A 19,169-nucleotide genomic window follows, 5' to 3' on the forward strand; every position below is an offset into this window, starting at 1 on the left:
CAAAGGCAGCCTCCCAGGCTGCCTTTTTTTATGCTGAAAGATCGGCTGCTTAGTCCAAGGCCTGATTGATTGTTTAGAAAGACTTTATGAATACTATTTCTGGCTGATACTTTTATGGCTTATAGAATTAATTAAAAGCAGGGATTGAAGCGTAGAAGAATCGTTAATCGACGATTAAAACAAGGCATCGATCGCTATATATTCACCGGTGCTGAAATTTGTCAGCAATATGGCGGGACAAGGGACGAACGTTATGGCTGCTTACACGGTTGCACGCGTTGATGGCGTGGTCTGGTTGCTGGATCCACGGACGCTGGTCATTCAGGGAATGGTGTTGCCGGAAAATGCTGTGTTGGTTGCAGCCGATGGGGGCCGCATCGTTATGGCGGATGGCAACGTCCTGAGCCTAAGCGCCGGACAGCCCGCCACTCTGGTCAGCACCGAAAACGTACCGGAGCTTGTCACGCAACAGCCGACAGGGGTCGACCCTGAAATTGCTGCGCTGCAGGCCGCCATTGCCGCCGGGCAGGATCCTACTCAGGTACAGCAGGCACCGGCCGCCGGTGCTGCATCTGACGCTGGTGGTGGCGACGCTTCTCAGGGCGGAGGGTTCTCTCAGCCTTTTGACGTGGATCGCAGTGGTCGTCAGCAGCAGACCGAATACCGTTACAGCGCCAGTTTCGAAGATACCGGCACCACGCCCTCTACCTTCAACAGCTTTTCAAATAGCGCCGAAGCGGACAATGCTGCGACAGCTCCTGTTGATAGCGGCGACACAATCACGCCCACCGCCCCGACCGATAACGGCGGCACGAACACGCCTACAGATCCGTCTGACGAGAACACACCGACCACGCCCAGCGATCCAGCCAATGGCGATAGCATAACCACGCCCACCGATCCGACCGATGGCGGCAGCACGGCCACACCCACCGCACCAAACGATGGCGGCGACACGACCACGCCTACAGATCCGTCTGACGAGAACACACCGACTACGCCCAACGATCCAGCCAATGGCGGTAGCACAACCACGCCCACCGATCCGACCAATGGCGGCAGCACGACCACACCCACCGTACCAACCGATGGTGGCAGCACAACGACGCCCACCGATCCGACGGATGGCGATGGTACGACCACGCCCACTGACCCAACGGATGGCGATGGTACGATCACGCCGGTCGATCCGGCCGATGGCGGTGGCACGACCACGCCCACTTACCCAACGGATGGCGATGGTACGACCACGCCGGTCGATCCGACCGATGGCGGTGGCACGACCACGCCCACTGACCCAACGGATGGCGGTGGTACGACCGCACCGGTCGACCCGACTGATGGTGATGGCACGACCACGCCCGCTGACCCAACGGATGGCGGTGGTACGAACACGCCGGTCGATCCGACCGATGGCGGTGGTACGACCACGCCGGTCGATCCGACCGATGGCGATGGCACGACCACGCCCACTGACCCAACGGATGGCGGTGGTACGACTACACCGGTCGATCCGACCGATGGCGGCGACACGACCACACCTTCCAGAACGCCTGTGGTGACGGTAGCACTTGATGCCATCGCCGTTGATGATGTTGTCAATCAGGCAGAGTCCCAGGGAACTGTTGCGTTGACGGGTCGGGGTGGCGAAGACGCCACTGCTGGTGATGCCATAACCGTCACCATTGGTGAAGCTACCTACTCAACGACGCTTGACGACAACCTGTCGTTTTCCATTTCGGTACCCGGTTCACTGCTGATCAATAATCCCTCGGCGACCGTGACGCTGACGCATGAGGAAGGAAATGTCAGCGTTACTGCCAGCTCTACCCGTCCTTATAGTGTCGATCTTGACGCCCCATCGCCGACCATTCAGCTTGATCCAATTGCCGTTGACGACATTGTCAGTGCTGAAGAATCCCGTCAGCCGATTGAACTGACAGGCGTTGTAGGTGGTGACGCCGCCGTTGGCGATCGGGTCACAATTCTGGTTGGAGAGGCGCAATTCACTGCAACGGTTGATCAGGACCTTCGGTTCAACGTTGCGGTGCCCGGTAATGCACTGGCAGAGGCTCAGGGCAGCCCCGTTATCGCTGTCATCAGCCACACTGATGCCGCGGGTAACGTCGGCAGTGCCACGACCTCGCGTGAGTATGTGGTGGATGCCACGCCACCTGCCCTGTCGATCACCCTGGATACGATCGCCGGCGACAACATCATCAACGCCGATGAATCGAGCCAGACTATCCCTGTTACCGGCGCCGTTTCCGGCGAGTTTAACGCTGGCGATATCGTCACGCTGACGGTTGGCAATCAGACCTACACTGGCGCGGTAAACGCCGAAGGCACGTTCTCGATCAACGTGCCCGGCAGCCAGCTGGCACAGAACACGTCCATGACTGCCGGGGTTAGCCACGCTGATGCCGCCGGCAATATCAGTTCGGCCAACACCGCAGTTAGCTACAGCGTCGATACCAACGCGCCCGTGGTCACCATCAACCTCGATACCATCGCGGGTGATGACGTGATCAACGCTGCGGAAGCCGGGCAGGACGTTGCCATCACCGGTCAGGCCGGCGGGGACGCCGTGGCCGGTGATACCGTCACCGCCACGGTCGGTGGTCAGAGCTACACCGCTACCGTGGGACAGAACGGCACGTTCAGTGTCGCGGTTCCGGGTTCGGTACTGATCCAGGCTGGTGCCAACACTGTGTCTGCTTCGGTCAGTCATATTGATGCCACCGGTAACGTCGGCAGCGCGGAGACCAGTCGCGATTACACCGTCGACGCTACCACGCCCTTGATCACGATCAGCCTCGACACCATTGCGGGCGATGACGTGGTTAATGCCACAGAAGCCGATCAGGATGTTGCCATCACCGGTCAGGCCGGCGGTGATGCAGTGGCCGGTGACACCATCACGGTCTCGATCGGTGGTCAGACCTATACCACCACCGTGGTTCAGAACGGTGCCTTCAGCGTTGCGGTGCCAGGCAGTGTGCTGGCCGCTGCGGGCACCAATACCGTCAGTGCGTCCGTTTCGCATACCGATGCGGCGGGCAATGTCGGCAGTGCCGACACCAGTCGCGATTACACCGTCGACACTACACCGCCGGCGCTGTCGATCACACTCGATACGATTGCCGGTGACAACATCGTCAATGCTGATGAGTCGAATCAGACCCTCCCTGTCACGGGTACGGTCAGCGGCGAATACGTCGCAGGTGACCTCGTCACCGTCTCGGTCGGCGGTCAGAGCTACACCGGCGCCGTGAATGCCGACGGCACGTTCTTGATCAATGTGCCCGGCAGCCAGCTGGCCCAGAACACGTCCATCAGCGCTGCCGTCAGTCATACCGACGCCGCCGGCAATATCGGTTCGGCCAACACCGCGGTCAGCTACAGCGTCGATACCGCTGCGCCGATCGTCACCATCAGCCTCGACACTATCGCAGGCGATGACGTTCTTAACGCTACGGAAGCCGGTCAGGACGTTGCCATCACCGGTCAGGCCGGTGGTGATGCCGTGACGGGTGACACCGTCACCGTCTCGATGGGTGGTCAGAGTTACACCACCACCGTGGGTCAGAATGGCGCGTTCAGCGTGGCCATACCCGGCTCGATACTGGCCGCTGCGGGTACCAACACGATCAGTGCCTCTGTTTCGCATACGGATGTGGCAGGTAACGTTGGCAGCGCCGAGACCAGTCGCGATTACGCCGTTGATACCGCACTGCCGGCGCTGTCCATCACGCTGGATACCATTGCTGGCGACAATATCGTCAACGCTGAGGAATCAGGGCTCGATATTCCGGTAACTGGTTCGGTCAGCGGCGAGTTTGTGGCGGGCGATACCGTCACGCTGACGGTGGGCGACCAGACCTATACCGGTTCGGTCAACGCCGACGGTACGTTCTCGATTAATGTGCCGGGCAGTCAGCTGGCACAGAATACCTCCATTAGTGCTGCCATCAGCCATACCGACGCCGCGGGGAATACCGGCTCGGCCAATACCGCCGTCAGCTATAGCGTCGATACCGCTGCGCCGGTCGTCACCATCAGCCTCGATACCATCGCCGGCGATGATGTTCTTAACGCCACAGAAGCTGATCAGGATGTTGCCATCACCGGTCAGGCCGGTGGTGATGCCGTGGCGGGTGACACCGTCACCGTCTCGGTGGGTGGTCAGACCTATACCACGACCGTGGGTCAGAACGGCGCGTTCAGCGTTACGGTACCGGGCAGTGTGCTGGCCGCTGCGGGCACCAACACGATCAGTGCATCTGTCTCACATACCGATGCGGCCGGCAACGCTGGCAGCGCCGACACCTCGCGCGATTACACCGTCGACACTACCGCGCCGGCGGTGTCGATCGCACTCGATACGATTGCCGGGGACAACATCCTCAACGCCGACGAGGCCGGTCAGAGCATTCCGGTCACGGGTTCTGTATCTGGCGAGTTTGTGGCCGGCGATACCGTCACCCTGACGGTGGGTGATCAGAGCTACACCGGCGCCGTGAATGCCGACGGCACGTTCTCGATTAACGTGCCGGGCTCGCAGCTTGCTGCCAATGACGCCGTGCAGGCTAGTGTCAGTCACATTGACGCGGCCGGTAATGTCGGCTCGGCCAATACTGCGGCCAGTTACAGCGTCGATACCGACGCCCCTGTGGTTACCATCAGCCTCGATACCATCGCGGGCGATGACGTTCTTAACGCCACGGAAGCCGATCAGGATGTCGCCATCACCGGTCAGGTCGGCGGTGACGCCGTGGCCGGTGACACCGTCACCGTCTCGGTCGGCGGTCAGAGTTACACCACCACGATAGGGCAGAATGGTGCGTTCAGCGTCGCGGTCCCGGGATCAGCGCTGGCGCAGGCCGGCACCAACACCGTGTCGGTTTCGGTCAGTCATGTTGATGCCGCCGGTAACGTTGGCAGTGCTGAGACCAGTCGTGACTACTCGGTGGATACCGCAACTCCGACGCTGTCGATCACGCTGGATACCCTTGCCGGCGACAACATCGTTAACGCCGACGAGGCTGGTCAGACCATCCCGGTGACAGGATCCGTTTCGGGCGAGTTTGCGGCCGGTGATACCGTCACCCTGACGATCGGCGACCAGAACTACACTGGTGCCGTGAATGCCGACGGCATGTTCTCGATCAACGTGCCCGGCAGTCAGCTGGCACAGAATACCTCCATCAGTGCTGCCGTCAGTCACACCGATGCGGCCGGTAATATCGGCTCGGCCAACAACGCCGTCAGCTATGGCGTCGACACCGATGTCCCGATCGTCACCATCAGCCTGGATACCATCGCGGGTGATGATGTGATCAACGCCACGGAAGCCGATCAGGATGTTGCCATCACCGGTCAGGCCGGCGGAGACGCCGTGGCCGGTGACACCGTCACCGTCTCGGTCGGCGGTCAGAGTTACGCCACCACCGTGGGGCAGAACGGCACGTTTAGCGTCGCCGTGCCGGGCGCGGTACTGGCTACTGCGGGCACCAACACGATCAGTGCGTCCGTTTCGCATACCGATGCGGCCGGCAATGTCGGCAGCGCCGACACCTCGCGCGATTACAGCGTCGACGCTACCGCGCCAGTGCTGACGATTGCGCTGGACACCATCGCCGGCGACAACATCGTCAACGCCGATGAGGCCGGTCAGAGTATCCCGGTCACGGGCGCCGTTTCGGGCGAGTTTGCGGCGGGCGATACCGTCACCCTGACAGTGGGTGATCAGAGCTACACCGGTACCGTGAATGCCGACGGCATGTTCTCGATCAGCGTGCCGGGCAGTCAGCTGGCACAGAATACCTCCATCAGTGCTGCCGTCAGTCACACCGACGCGGCCGGTAATATCGGCTCTGCCAACACCGCGGTCAGCTACGGCGTCGACACTGACGCGCCCGTCGTCACCATCAGCCTCGATACCATCGCCGGCGATGACGTGATCAACGCCGCGGAAGCCGGGCAGGATATTGCCATCACCGGTCAGGCCGGCGGGGACGCCGTGGCTGGCGACACCATCACGGTCTCGGTCGGCGGTCAGAGCTACACCACGACCGTGGGTCAGAACGGTGCGTTCAGCGTCGCGGTGCCGGGCAGTGTGCTGGCCGCTGCGGGTGCCAATACCGTCAGTGCGTCCGTTTCGCATACCGATGCGGCCGGCAATGTCGGCAGCGCCGACACCAGTCGTGACTACGCGGTGGACACTACACCGCCGGCGCTGTCGATCACGCTGGACACCATCGCCGGCGACAACATCGTTAACGCTGACGAGGCGAATCAGGCCCTCCCGGTCACGGGTACGGTCAGTGGTGAATATGTCGCGGGCGATACCGTCACCCTGACGGTGGGCGATCAGACCTACACCGGCGCCGTGAATGCCGACGGCACGTTCTTGATCAACGTGCCGGGCAGTCAGCTGGCACAGAACAGCGCCATTAGCGCTGCCGTCAGTCATACCGATACCGCGGGCAATACAGGCTCCGCCAACACCGCTGTCAGCTACGGCGTCGACACTGACGCGCCCGTGGTCACCATCAGCCTCGATACCATCGCCGGCGATGACGTCGTCAATGCGGCGGAAGCCGGGCAAGACGTCGCCATCACCGGCCAGGCAGGCGGAGACGCCGTTGCTGGTGACTCTGTCACGGTCTCGGTCGTTGGTCAGAGTTACACCACCACCGTGGGGCAGAACGGCGCGTTCAACGTTGCGGTGCCTGGCAGCGCACTGGCAGAGGCTCAGGGCAGCCCCGTTATCGCTATCATCAGCCATGCTGATGCCGCGGGTAACGTCGGTAGTGCTACAACCAGTCGCGATTACGCTGTTGATACCACGCCGCCGGCGCTGTCGGTCACGCTGGATACGATTGCTGGCGACAACATCGTCAACGCCGACGAGTCCGGTCAGAGCATCCCGGTCACGGGATCCGTTTCGGGCGAGTTTGCGGCCGGCGATACCGTCATCCTGACGGTCGGCGACCAGACCTATACTGGCGCCGTGAATGCTGACGGCACGTTCTCAATCAACGTGCCGGGCTCGCAGCTTGCTGCCAATGACTCGGTGCAGGCAGTCATCAGTCACACCGATGTCGCGGGGAATATCGGCTCTGCCAATACCGCGGCCAGCTATAGCGTCGATGCCGCTGCCCCGATCGTCACCATCAGCCTCGATACCATCGCTGGCGATGACGTGATCAACGCCGCGGAAGCCGGTCAGGATGTTGCCATCACCGGTCAGACCGGTGGTGATGCCGCGGCCGGTGACACCGTCACCGTCTCGGTCGGTGGTCAGAGCTACACCACTGCCGTGGGGCAGAACGGCGCGTTCAGCGTCGCGGTGCCGGGCGCGGTACTGGCCGCTGCGGGCACCAGCACCGTGTCGGCTTCAGTCAATCATGTTGATGCGGCCGGTAACGTCGGTAGTGCCAACACCAGTCGCGATTACACCGTCGACACCACACCGCCGGCGCTGTCGGTCACGCTGGATACGATTGCTGGCGACAACATCGTCAACGTCGACGAGGCTGGTCAGACCATCCCGGTCACGGGCAGCGTTTCCGGCGAGTTTGTGGCGGGCGATACCGTCACCCTGACGGTCGGCGATCAGACCTATACCGGCGCCGTTAATGCCGATGGCACCTTCTCAATCGACGTGCTGGGCTCACAGCTTGCCGCCAATGACGCCATGCAGGCCGTCATCAGTCACACCGATGCCGCGGGGAATATCGGCTCGGCCAACAACGCCGTCAGCTACGGCGTCGACACTGCAGCGCCCGTGGTCACCATCAGCCTCGATACCATCGCCGGCGATGACGTGATCAACGCCGCGGAAGCCGGGCAGGACGTTGCCATCACCGGTCAGGCCGGTGGAGATGCCGTGGTCGGTGACACCGTCACCGTCTCGGTCGGTGGTCAGAGTTACACCACCACCGTGGGTCAGAACGGTGCGTTCAGCGTCGCGGTGCCGGGATCAGTGCTGGCACAGGCCGGCACCAACACCGTGTCGGCTTCGGCCAGTCATGTTGATGCCGCTGGTAATGTTGGCAGCGCTGAGGCCACTCGAGATTACACCGTCGACACTACCGCGCCGGCGCTGTCGATCACACTCGACACCATTGCCGGGGACAACATCGTCAACGCCGATGAGTCGAACCAGTCCCTCCCGGTGACCGGGTCGGTCAGCGGCGAGTTTGTGGCGGGCGACACCGTCACCCTGACGGTTGGCAATCAGAGCTACACCGGCGCCGTGAATGCCGACGGTACCTTCTCGATTAGCGTGCCGGGCAGCCAGCTGGCCCAGAACACGTCCATCAGTGCTGCCGTCAGTCACACCGACGCGGCCGGTAATATCGGCTCGGCCAATACCGCGGTCAGCTACAGCGTCGATGCCGATGCGCCAACCGTCACGATCTCGTTGGATACCATCGCAGGCGATAACGTGATTAACGCGTCGGAAGCCGGGCAGGACGTTGCCATCACCGGTCAGGTCGGTGGAGACGCCGTGGCTGGTGACACCGTCACCGTCTCGGTCGGTGGGCAGAGCTATACCACCACCGTGGGTCAGAACGGCGTGTTCAGCGTCGCGGTGCCCGGTGCGGTATTGGCCGCTGCGGGCACCAACACCGTGTCGGCTTCGGTCAGTCATGTTGATGCCGCCGGTAACGTCGGCAGTGCCGAGACTACGCGTGACTACTCGGTGGATACCGCAACACCGGCGCTGTCAATCACGCTGGACACCATTGCCAGTGACAACATCGTCAACGCCGACGAGGCCGTTCAGAGTATCCCGGTGACCGGGTCGGTCAGCGGTGAGTTTGTGGCGGGCGATACCGTCACCCTGACGGTGGGCGACCAGACCTATACCGGTTCGGTCAACGCCGACAGTACGTTCTCGATTAATGTGCCGGGCAGTCAGCTGGCACAGAATACCTCCATTAGTGCTGCCATCAGCCATACCGACGCCGCGGGGAATACCGGCTCGGCCAATACCGCCGTCAGCTATAGCGTCGATACTGATGCGCCGGTCGTCATCATCAGCCTCGATACCATCGCGGGCGATGACGTGATCAACTCGTCGGAAGCCGGGCAGGAGGTTGCCATCACCGGTCAGGCCGGTGGTGACGCCTTGGCGGGTGACACCGTCACCGTCTCGGCCGGTGGGCAGAGCTATACCACCACCGTGGGGCAGAACGGTGCGTTCAGCGTCGCGGTGCCGGGCAGTGTGCTTGCCGCTGCGGGCACCAACACGATCAGTGCCTCTGTTTCGCATACGGATGTTGCGGGTAACGTTGGCAGCGCCGATACGACCCGCGATTACAGCGTCGATACCGACGCTCCCGTGGTCACCATCAGCCTCGATACCATCGCGGGCGATGATGTGATCAACGCCGCGGAAGCCGGTCAGGATGTTGCCATCACCGGTCAGGCCGGTGATGACGCCGTGGCTGGTGACACCGTCACGGTCTCGGTCGGCGGTCAGAGTTACACCACCACCGTGGGTCAGAACGGTGCGTTTAGCGTGTCCGTACCGGGTGCGGTACTGGCCCAGGCTGGCACCAGCACTGTGTCTGCTTCGGTCAGTCATGTTGATGCCGCCGGTAACGTTGGCAGTGCTGAGACCAGTCGTGACTACTCGGTGGATACCGCACCGCCGGCGCTGTCGATCGCACTCGATACCATTGCCGGCGACAACATCGTCAATTCTGAAGAGGCCGGTCAGAGCATTCCGGTCACGGGATCAGTTTCCGGCGAATTTGCGGCCGGCGATACCGTCACCCTGACGGTGGGTGATCAGAGCTACACCGGTTCGGTCAATGCCGACGGTACATTCTCGATCAACGTGCCGGGCTCGCAGCTTGCTGCCAATGACTCGGTGCAGGCAGTCATCAGTCACACCGATGCGGCCGGTAATGTCGGCTCGGCCAATACTGCGGCCAGTTACAGCGTCGATACCGACGCACCCGTGGTCACCATCAGCCTCGATACCATCGCGGGCGATGACGTGATCAACGCCGCGGAAGCCGGTCAGGATGTTGCCATTACCGGCCAGGCCGGTGGGGACGCGGTGGCCGGTGACACCGTCACCGTCTCGGTCGGTGGTCAGAACTACACCACTACCGTAGGGCAGAATGGTGCGTTCAGCGTGTCCGTACCGGGTGCGGTACTAGCTCAGGCTGGCACCAGCACTGTGTCTGCTTCGGTCAGTCATGTTGATGCAGCTGGCAACGTCGGCAGTGCCGACACCAGCCGCGATTACACCGTCGATATCACGCCCCCGACACTGTCGATCACGCTGGATACGATTGCTGGCGACAACATCGTCAACGCCGACGAGTCGAATCAGACTATCCCTGTCACGGGCACCGTTTCAGGCGATTTTGTGGCGGGCGATACCGTCACCCTGACGGTTGGCAATCAGACCTACACTGGCGCGGTGAACGCCGACGGTACGTTCTCGATCAACGTGCCGGGCTCGCAGCTTGCTGCCAATGACTCGGTGCAGGCAGTCATCAGTCACACCGATGCCGCGAGGAATATCGGCTCTGCCAATACCGCGGCCAGCTATAGCGTCGACACTGACGCGCCCGTCGTCACCATCAGCCTCGACACCATCGCCGGCGATGACGTTCTTAACGCCGCGGAAGCCGATCAGGACGTTGCCATCACCGGTCAGGCCGGTGGAGACGCCGTGGCTGGCGATACCGTCACCGTCTCGGTTGGTGGTCAGAGCTACACCACCACGGTAGGGCAGAACGGTTCGTTCAGCGTCGCGGTGCCGGGCAGTGTGCTTGCCGCTGCGGGCACCAACACTGTGTCTGCTTCGGTCAGTCATGTTGACGCCGCCGGTAACGTTGGCAGCGCCGACACCAGCCGCGATTACACCGTCGATACCGACGCCCCCGTGGTCACCATCAGCCTCGATACCATCGCAGGTGATGACGTTCTTAACGCCACGGAATCCGGACAGGACGTTGCCATCACCGGTCAGGCCGGTGGGGATGCCGTGGCAGGTGACACCGTCACGGTCTCGGTCGGTGGGCAGAGCTACACCACCACCGTGGGTCAGAACGGCACGTTTAGCGTGGCCGTATCCGGCTCGGTGCTGGCTACTGCGGGGATCAATACCGTCAGTGCGTCCGTCTCGCATACCGATGTGGCAGGCAACGTCGGTAGCGCCGATACCAGTCGTGACTACGCGGTGGACACCACACCACCGGCGCTTTCGATCACTCTTGATACCATTGCCGGTGACAACATCGTCAATGCTGAGGAATCAGGGCTCGATATTCCGGTGACCGGGTCGGTCAGCGGTGAGTTTGCGGCCGGTGATACCGTCACCCTGACGGTCGGCGATCAGAACTACACTGGCGCCGTGAATGCCGACGGCACGTTCTCGATTAACGTGCCGGGCTCACAGCTTGCTGCCAATGACTCGGTGCAGGCAGTCATCAGTCACACCGATGCCGCGGGGAATATCGGCTCTGCCAATACCGCGGCCAGCTATAGCGTCGATACCGCTGCCCCGATCGTCATCATCAGCCTCGATACCATCGCCGGCGATGACGTTCTTAACGCCACGGAATCCGGGCAGGACGTTGCCATCACCGGTCAGGCCGGTGGTGATGCCGTGGCGGGTGACACCGTCATCGTCTCGGTCGGCGGTCAGAGCTATACCACCACCGTGGGTCAGAACGGCGCGTTCAGCGTGGCCGTACCGGGCAGTGTGCTTGCCGCTGCGGGCACCAGTACCGTGTCGGCTTCGGTCAGTCATGTTGATGCGGCCGGTAACGTTGGCAGTGCTGAGATAACCCGCGATTACACCGTCGATATCACGCCCCCGGCGCTGTCGATCACACTGGATACGATCGCTGGGGACAATATCGTCAATGCCGACGAGGCCGGTCAGAGCATTCCGGTCACGGGCGCCGTTTCGGGCGAGTTTGCGGCCGGCGATACCGTCACGCTGACGGTGGGTGATCAGAGCTACACCGGCGCCGTGAATGCCGACGGCACGTTCTCGATCAACGTACCGGGCTCGCAGCTTGCTGCTAATGACGCCGTGCAGGCGAGTGTCAGTCACACCGATGCCGCCGGCAATATCGGTTCGGCCAACACCGCGGTCAGCTACGGCGTCGACACTGACGCGCCCGTCGTCACCATCAGCCTCGACACCATCGCGGGCGATGACGTTCTTAACGCCACGGAAGCCGGACAGGACGTCACCATCACCGGTCAGGCCGGCGGGGACGCCGTGGCCGGTGATACCGTCACCGTCTCGGCCGGCGGTCAGAGCTACACCACCACCGTGGGTCAGAACGGCACGTTCAGCGTGGCCGTACCGGGCTCGGTGCTGGCGCAGGCCGGCACCAACACCGTGTCGGCTTCGGTCAGTCATGTTGATGCGGCCGGTAACGTTGGCAGCGCCGACACCAGTCGCGATTACACCGTCGACACCACACCGCCGGCGCTGTCGATCACGCTGGACACCATCGCCGGCGACAACATCGTCAAAGCTGAGGAATCAGGGCTCGATATTCCGGTAACTGGTTCGGTCAGCGGCGAGTTTGTGGTGGGCGATACCGTCACACTGACGGTGGGCGATCAGACCTATACCGGTGCCGTGAATGCCGACGGCACGTTTTCGATCAACGTGCCCGGCTCGCAGCTTGCCGCCAATAATTCGCTGCAGGCGGTCGTCAATCACACCGATGCGGCCGGCAATATCGGCTCGGCCAACACCGCGGTTAGCTACAGCGTCGATACCACCGCGCCGATCGTCACCATCAGTCTCGATACCATTGCGGGCGATGACGTGATCAACGCCGCGGAATCCGGGCAGGACGTCGCCATCACCGGTCAGGCCGGTGGGGACGCCGCGGCAGGTGACACCGTCACCGTCTCGGTCGGTGGTCAGAGTTACACCACCATCGTGGGGCAGAACGGCGCGTTCAGCGTGGCCGTTCCGGGCAGTGTGCTTGCCGCTGCGGGGACCAATACCGTCAGTGCGTCTGTTTCGCATACCGACGTCGCCGGTAATGTCGGTAGTGCCGAAACGACTCGTGATTACCAAACGGATGTTCTGCCGCCGGAGGCTCAGGCGGATACCGGCAGCACCGAGCAGGATGTCATCCTGACGGTGGATGCGGCCAATGGCGTACTGGCCAATGACACGGACCCGGACAGCGACAATGCGACGCTGCGAGTCGTGGCGATCAATGATGACGTCGGCAGCGTCGGACAGCAGATTGCAGGTTCCAATGGCGGGCAGTTTACGGTTGCAGCGGATGGCAGCTATCAGTTCCAGCCCGGCGACGCCTTTGACTATCTGCCGGCCGGGCAAACCGCCACCACCCAGATTCGTTATACGGTCAGCGATGCACAGGGTAATGCCAGTACCACCACCCTGATCGTGACCGTTACAGGCACCAATGATCTGCCGGTCATCACCGGTACAGCTACCGGTAGTGTGACGGAAGCGACCATTACGCAGGCTCAGGAAAGTGAGCAGGTCACAAGCAATGAGCTGTATACGATGGCCGGCTCGTTGACCGATACGCTTTCCGGGCTGCTCAACCTGAGCATTCTGCCCAGTACGGTGATTCCGGGCGTCGGCACGCTGGGGCTTTTGAATATCAATACCGATGGCAGCTTCAGCTATCAGATTGATCGATCCAGCCTTGCCACGCTGGCCGAAGGTCAGGTCAGGGTCGATCTGTTCGAGTTCACCGATACGCTGGGCAATACCCATTCGGTCAGCGTCGCTCTGGTCGGTACGGCTCAGGGCGCTGTGGTTGGTCAGCCCATCATCGATGGGCTGGTAGGGGATACGCTGGATCTCTCCGGCGAGCTGTCGCTCGAGGCCGGTGTGACAGTGAATCCGGGCGAAGCCATTCCGGCGCTCGGGGCTCTGGGCACGCTGACGATCGGTCTCGACGGGCGTTTCGTTTATAGCCTGCTCAGTGGTAGTGCACCGGTGCTGGCGAAAGGAGAAATCCGCGCTGAGGTCTTCAATTACCTGGATGCTGCCGGCAATACGCACAGCGTCACAATCAATCTGGTGGGGACGGGCGGGGTTCCCGTGCTGGCTGGCCCGGGGGATATGGTTGTTGGGGAAACGGGCGGAAGTACTCCGACAATACTGACGACCTCGGGTGTATTGAATGTCAGCGATATCGATACCGACGAAAGTGCCTTTGTCCCGGAGAGCATTCAGGCGGCGCCCGATACGCTGGGGACGCTGACCATTACGCCCGATGGGCAGTGGCAGTATCAGGTCGATAACGATCAGGTGCGCTATCTCAATGAGGGCGAGACTCGGGAAGAAATCTTTACAGTCTATACCGTGGACGGTACCGCGCAGACCATCACCGTCACGATCAACGGCGTCAATAACCCCGCCGTGATCGGTGGGCAGGATACCGGCGTGGTCACGGAAGTCGTGCCCACCAGTGACACGTCGGTATTGAGCAGCAGCCTGGCCTCCTTCGGCGGGCTTCTGGACGGTTTGCTGGGCAGTATTTCACTGCTGTCGACCTCCATTCTGCCGGCGCTGGGAACACTGGGGCATCTGTCGATCGATGTGTCGGGCAATATCAGTTATGGCATCGATAATGGCCTGCTGCCGACGCTGGCTGAAGGTCAGATCAGGGTGGAAACCTTCAGCGTGCTGGATAGCAATGGTCAGTTGCACCAGGTCACGGTCAATCTGGTGGGTACGGCCAATGGCACGACAGTCGGTCTTCCTGTTCTGGATGGGCTGCTGGCCCAGGGCGGTCAGCTCGATGTTGGGCTCAGTGTTTCGCTGGATCCAGTTAGCGTTGTCTCAAGCGATGGCAATCTCGGCGCATTGACGATCGATGCTACCGGCAAGTGGACCTATCACGTTGACCAGAGCGCCACGCTGTCGCTGGGCATCGGGGTCGTCAAGCCCGAGATATTCACCGTGACCGACGTACTCGGCAATCTGCATACCATCGTGGTCAATCTGACTGGCGAGGCCGGTGGGGCACTGATCAGCCTGCCGGACTCTGGCGGTGAAAGCGCCGATCCAATGCTGGTCACCAGCGGCGTGCTGACCATTCGTGATGCTGACGTCGATGAAGCTGCCTTTGATCCATCAAGTGTGACATCACCGGCCGGTACGCTGGGGAGTCTCACGCTGGCCGCTGACGGGCAGTGGGTGTATAGCGTGCTCAACAGTGTTATTGCCTATCTGGGCGCGGGGCAAACGAAGGTGGAAACCTTCACCGTGTCCTCGCTGGATGGCACGACGCATACCATTACAGTCACTGTTGTCGGCAAAAACAGTCCGGTCGAGGCCGTGGCTGACACTGGAATGATCGATGAAGACAATGCGCTGGTGGTGAATGCCGCACAAGGGGTATTGAGCAATGATCAGGACCCGGATGCCTCGGCCGCTCTCAGCGTCAGCGCTGTCAATGGCTCGTCGGCAGGCGTCGGGCAGGCGGTGGCCGGCAGCAATGGCGGCAGCTTTATTCTCAATGCCGACGGCAGCTATACCTTCAATCCGGGAACGGCGTTTCAGGCGCTGGCCGAGGGCAGTCAGCAGACCACCTCGATTACCTATACCGTCAGCGACGGTCAGGGAGGCTCGGCCGATACCACTCTGACGGTGACCGTGACCGGTAATGTGGATGCGCCGACCATTCAGGTCGTCGATCAGAGCACTGGTAGCGGCAGCATTCTGGGCGGCTCGCTGGGTCTGATTGCCGATGTCTATCAGGGCGCGGCATCGCTGCTGACGGACACTCTGGGCAACATCATTACCAGTCTCGGCGGTGCCATCGGCGGTGCTGGTACGCTTTTAACCGATGCAGGCACGCTGCTGGGCGGCAGTGGCTCCTTGCTTGGGGGGCTGGTGACCAGCACCGGTGAGGTCCTTACCGAGACAGGCTCAACGGTCTCCTCGGTTGACGTCGGTGAACTGGATCTTCTTGGCGCGCTGGTGCCAACCACCTCAACGACTGCCTCGACCGGGCTCAACACCTCGATTGCCGCAGGTAATGCCTATGCCAGCCAGGGCATGATCTACCTGGAAGCCGGGCATACCTACACCTTCAGCGGCAGCGCTCATGGCGGAGCGCTACTGTCGGTCGGGGGGCAGGCCCTGCTGGCCAGTACCTCGCTGGGCGGCACCTACAACTCGGTGTCCTTCACGCCCACCGCCAGTGGCTACTATCCGGTCGAGCTGTATGTGGCCAATACCTCAACCTCCGCGCAGACCTTCTCGATCGGGCTGAGCGTCGATGGCGGCGCGCTGCTGCCACTGTCATCGCTGAACTTTGGCCTTTATGACAGCCCGGACACCCTGATCGGTGCGCAGCTTTCCTTCTCACCGCTGAGCGTTGACGCCGGCATCAGTTATTACCCGGTACATGAAAATCAGGGCATGACCGGAACCCGTATCGAGCTGGGCACGCCGGTGGCGGCACTGACCGACACGATCGGCAGCGAAACGCTGTCGATCTCGGCCAGCAATCTGCCGGTGGGCTCAGTGCTCAGCGATGGGGCCGGCCACAGCATCACAATCACGTCAGCCACTCAGTCGGTATCTCTTGAGGGCTGGTCGCTGCCCGATTTGAAACTGCTGCCGCCGTCAGGCTTCGTGGGCGTGATTCCAATGGTGTTCACGGCGACGGCTACCGGTGTTCAGGGAGGGCAGGCGTCCACTTCCGTGACCCAGAACGTGGCGGTGTTTGCCGCCAGTCCGGATCGCGGCAGTGTGACGGAAGATCAGTCCCCCGATACGCTGACCACAACCGATACGCTGTTGCTGGTCGACAGCCAGAATCAGCAGGTCGCCATCGACCCGACCAGTGTCACGCCGGCACAGGGCAATCTGGGCAGTCTGGTCATCAACGCCCAGGGACAGTGGACCTATAGCGTGCCCAACTCGGTCACCCAGTCACTGGGCATGGGACAGACAAAAGTCGACACCTTCACCGTCAAGGCGGCGGACGGCTCGACCCAGACCATTCGCGTGACCGTCAACGGCGTCAATGATGGACCGGTGTCCGTCGCGGATACGGCCTCGGTCAGCGGTCAGGGCGAACAGAAGGTGGTGTATCTATCGACTCACACAGGAACCCTGGAAGCCTGGAACCTGACGACAGGGACACAAACCAGTGTGACCCTCAAAACCCCTCTGGGTGGCAGCATACCGACGCTTGGGGATATTGCGACCAGCAATACGCCCGGGCGACTGTTTGGCGTGAGCTACTCGACAACCTCGGGGGGAACCACGCTCTACAGCATCAACGCCACGACCGGCGTAGCCACTTCGCTGGGCAATCTGGCGGGCACGCTGGGTCTGGCGGCCCTGACGCTGATGCCCAGTGGCCAGCTGCTGGCGGCCAGCTATAACAACACCGGTCTCTATCAGATTAATCCGATAACACTGAAAGTGACCCAGGTGGCCACCAGCCCCTTCCTGTCAGGGGGCGATCTGCAATATGTCGGAGGACATCTCTACAGCTCTGACCAGAGCGGACGAGTCTATGAGCTGCCCATCAACAGTGACGGCACGATCGGAAGTGGCTCGATATCACTGGTGGCGACCATGCCGGCGCAGGTCTACGGGCTTGCCGAGGATGCCCGCGGCAATCTGTTGATCATGACCACGGACAACAAGGCCACACCCATGAACGTGGATACGCACGCTTTGGGTACGCCGACAGCACTGACAAGTCTGGGCAGCGGTGTGCTCTATGGTGCTGCAGGCAATGTGGGACTGGCGACCGAAGGCGTGCCCACCGCCACAGGCAATGTGCTGGCCAACGACAGTGACATCGACAGTGGCGATCTGCTGAGTGTCACCGGGGCGGCCAACAGCGTGGCTGGCAGTTCGGCGGCATTGGCGGCGGGCGGCAGTACGATCCTCCAAGGCGTTTACGGCACGCTGACACTCGGCGCCGACGGCAGCTACAGCTACCGGCTTGACCCTGATAGGCCCACCAGTCGCGCGCTTTTCGGTGGCAAAACGGCGGATGACACCTTCAGCTACACCGTCAGCGACGGCAAGGGTGGCACCGCCACAGCGACGCTTGCCATACAGGTGACCGGCAGTACGCATAATCAGACGCCGACCGCGTCCGATTTCACGGTCATGCTGACCACGACCAGCATCAGCAGTGATGTGGTGTACATCGATTTTGCTCGCCAGGGAAAATTGCACGATCTGGAAAGCGGCTCAAACCTCGGTGTGGTGATTACCTCGATTCCCATCAACGGGGTGCTCTATTCCGGTACCACGATGGTAACGGCCAACGATGTGTTGTCCGGCAAGGTATTTGATCCCACTACGCTGACCTATAACCCAACGGATCAAAAAACCTACTCACTGTTTGGACTGTTTTCGGGCGATGCAGGCCCGAAAGCCGATGGCTTCACCTTTGCCACGGTCGATGGCAATGGCCAGCACAGCAGCGACCACACGGTCACGCTCAGCAATAACCAGCTGCTGGGTCTGGGGGCCGGGACTCCGGTCAATGTGGTCTCCGGCAGTAGCGTTGGAGGAACGGCCGGGGCTGATCTGGAACTGGGAACGACCGGCAATGACATCCTGACCGGCGGAGACGGCAACGATCTTCTGTTTGGTTACGGTGGCAGCGATACGCTGCGCGGCAATGCCGGTAATGACCGCATCTACGGCGGTGCCGGCAACGATTTGCTGGAGGGCGGTACCGGTAACGATCTGCTGGCAGGGGGCTCAGGCAACGATATTCTGACCGGCGGAGAGGGCGGCGATACCTTTGCCTGGATGCGAGGAGATCAGGGCACCAGCGCCAGCCCAGCGGTGGATCGCATTACCGACTTTACCCGTGGCAGCGGTGGCGATGTTCTCGACCTATCGGATCTGCTTGATATCGGCGGCAGCGGCAGCAATGCCCAGGATGCCAGTCTGGCTTCCCAGTATCTGCACTTCGTCAAGGGCGAGGCGAGCGGGGCGCCGGGCACGGCAGGCAGCAACAGCTCGACGCTCGAGATCAAGACCGACGGGCCGGGAGGCAGCGTGACACAGAAGATCGTGTTCAGCGGCGTGGACTTCACCACTCTGGGCAATTCCGATACGGAGATCATCAAGACGCTGCTGGACAACGGCAATCTCAAGACGAACCTAGACGGCTAGGGAA

1 protein-coding gene is annotated in these 19,169 nt (G+C 61.7%); it reads left to right on the plus strand.

Annotated features, from left to right (window positions below; genetic code table 11):
- Positions 1-253: 253 nt before the first annotated feature.
- Positions 254-19,165 carry an Ig-like domain-containing protein gene (locus B9G99_RS16685; protein ID WP_158521485.1) on the plus strand — a complete coding sequence of 6,304 codons (18,912 nt, stop codon included), beginning with the start codon at positions 254-256 and terminating at the stop codon, positions 19,163-19,165.
- Positions 19,166-19,169: the final 4 nt, after the last annotated feature.

It is taken from the genome of Kushneria konosiri (genome assembly GCF_002155145.1).
GTDB classification, from domain to species: domain Bacteria; phylum Pseudomonadota; class Gammaproteobacteria; order Pseudomonadales; family Halomonadaceae; genus Kushneria; species Kushneria konosiri.

Coding starts and splice junctions, on each gene's coding strand:
- B9G99_RS16685 (WP_158521485.1), top strand. CDS start 254: ATGGCTGCTTACACGGTTGCACGCGTTGATGGCGTGGTCTGGTTGCTG.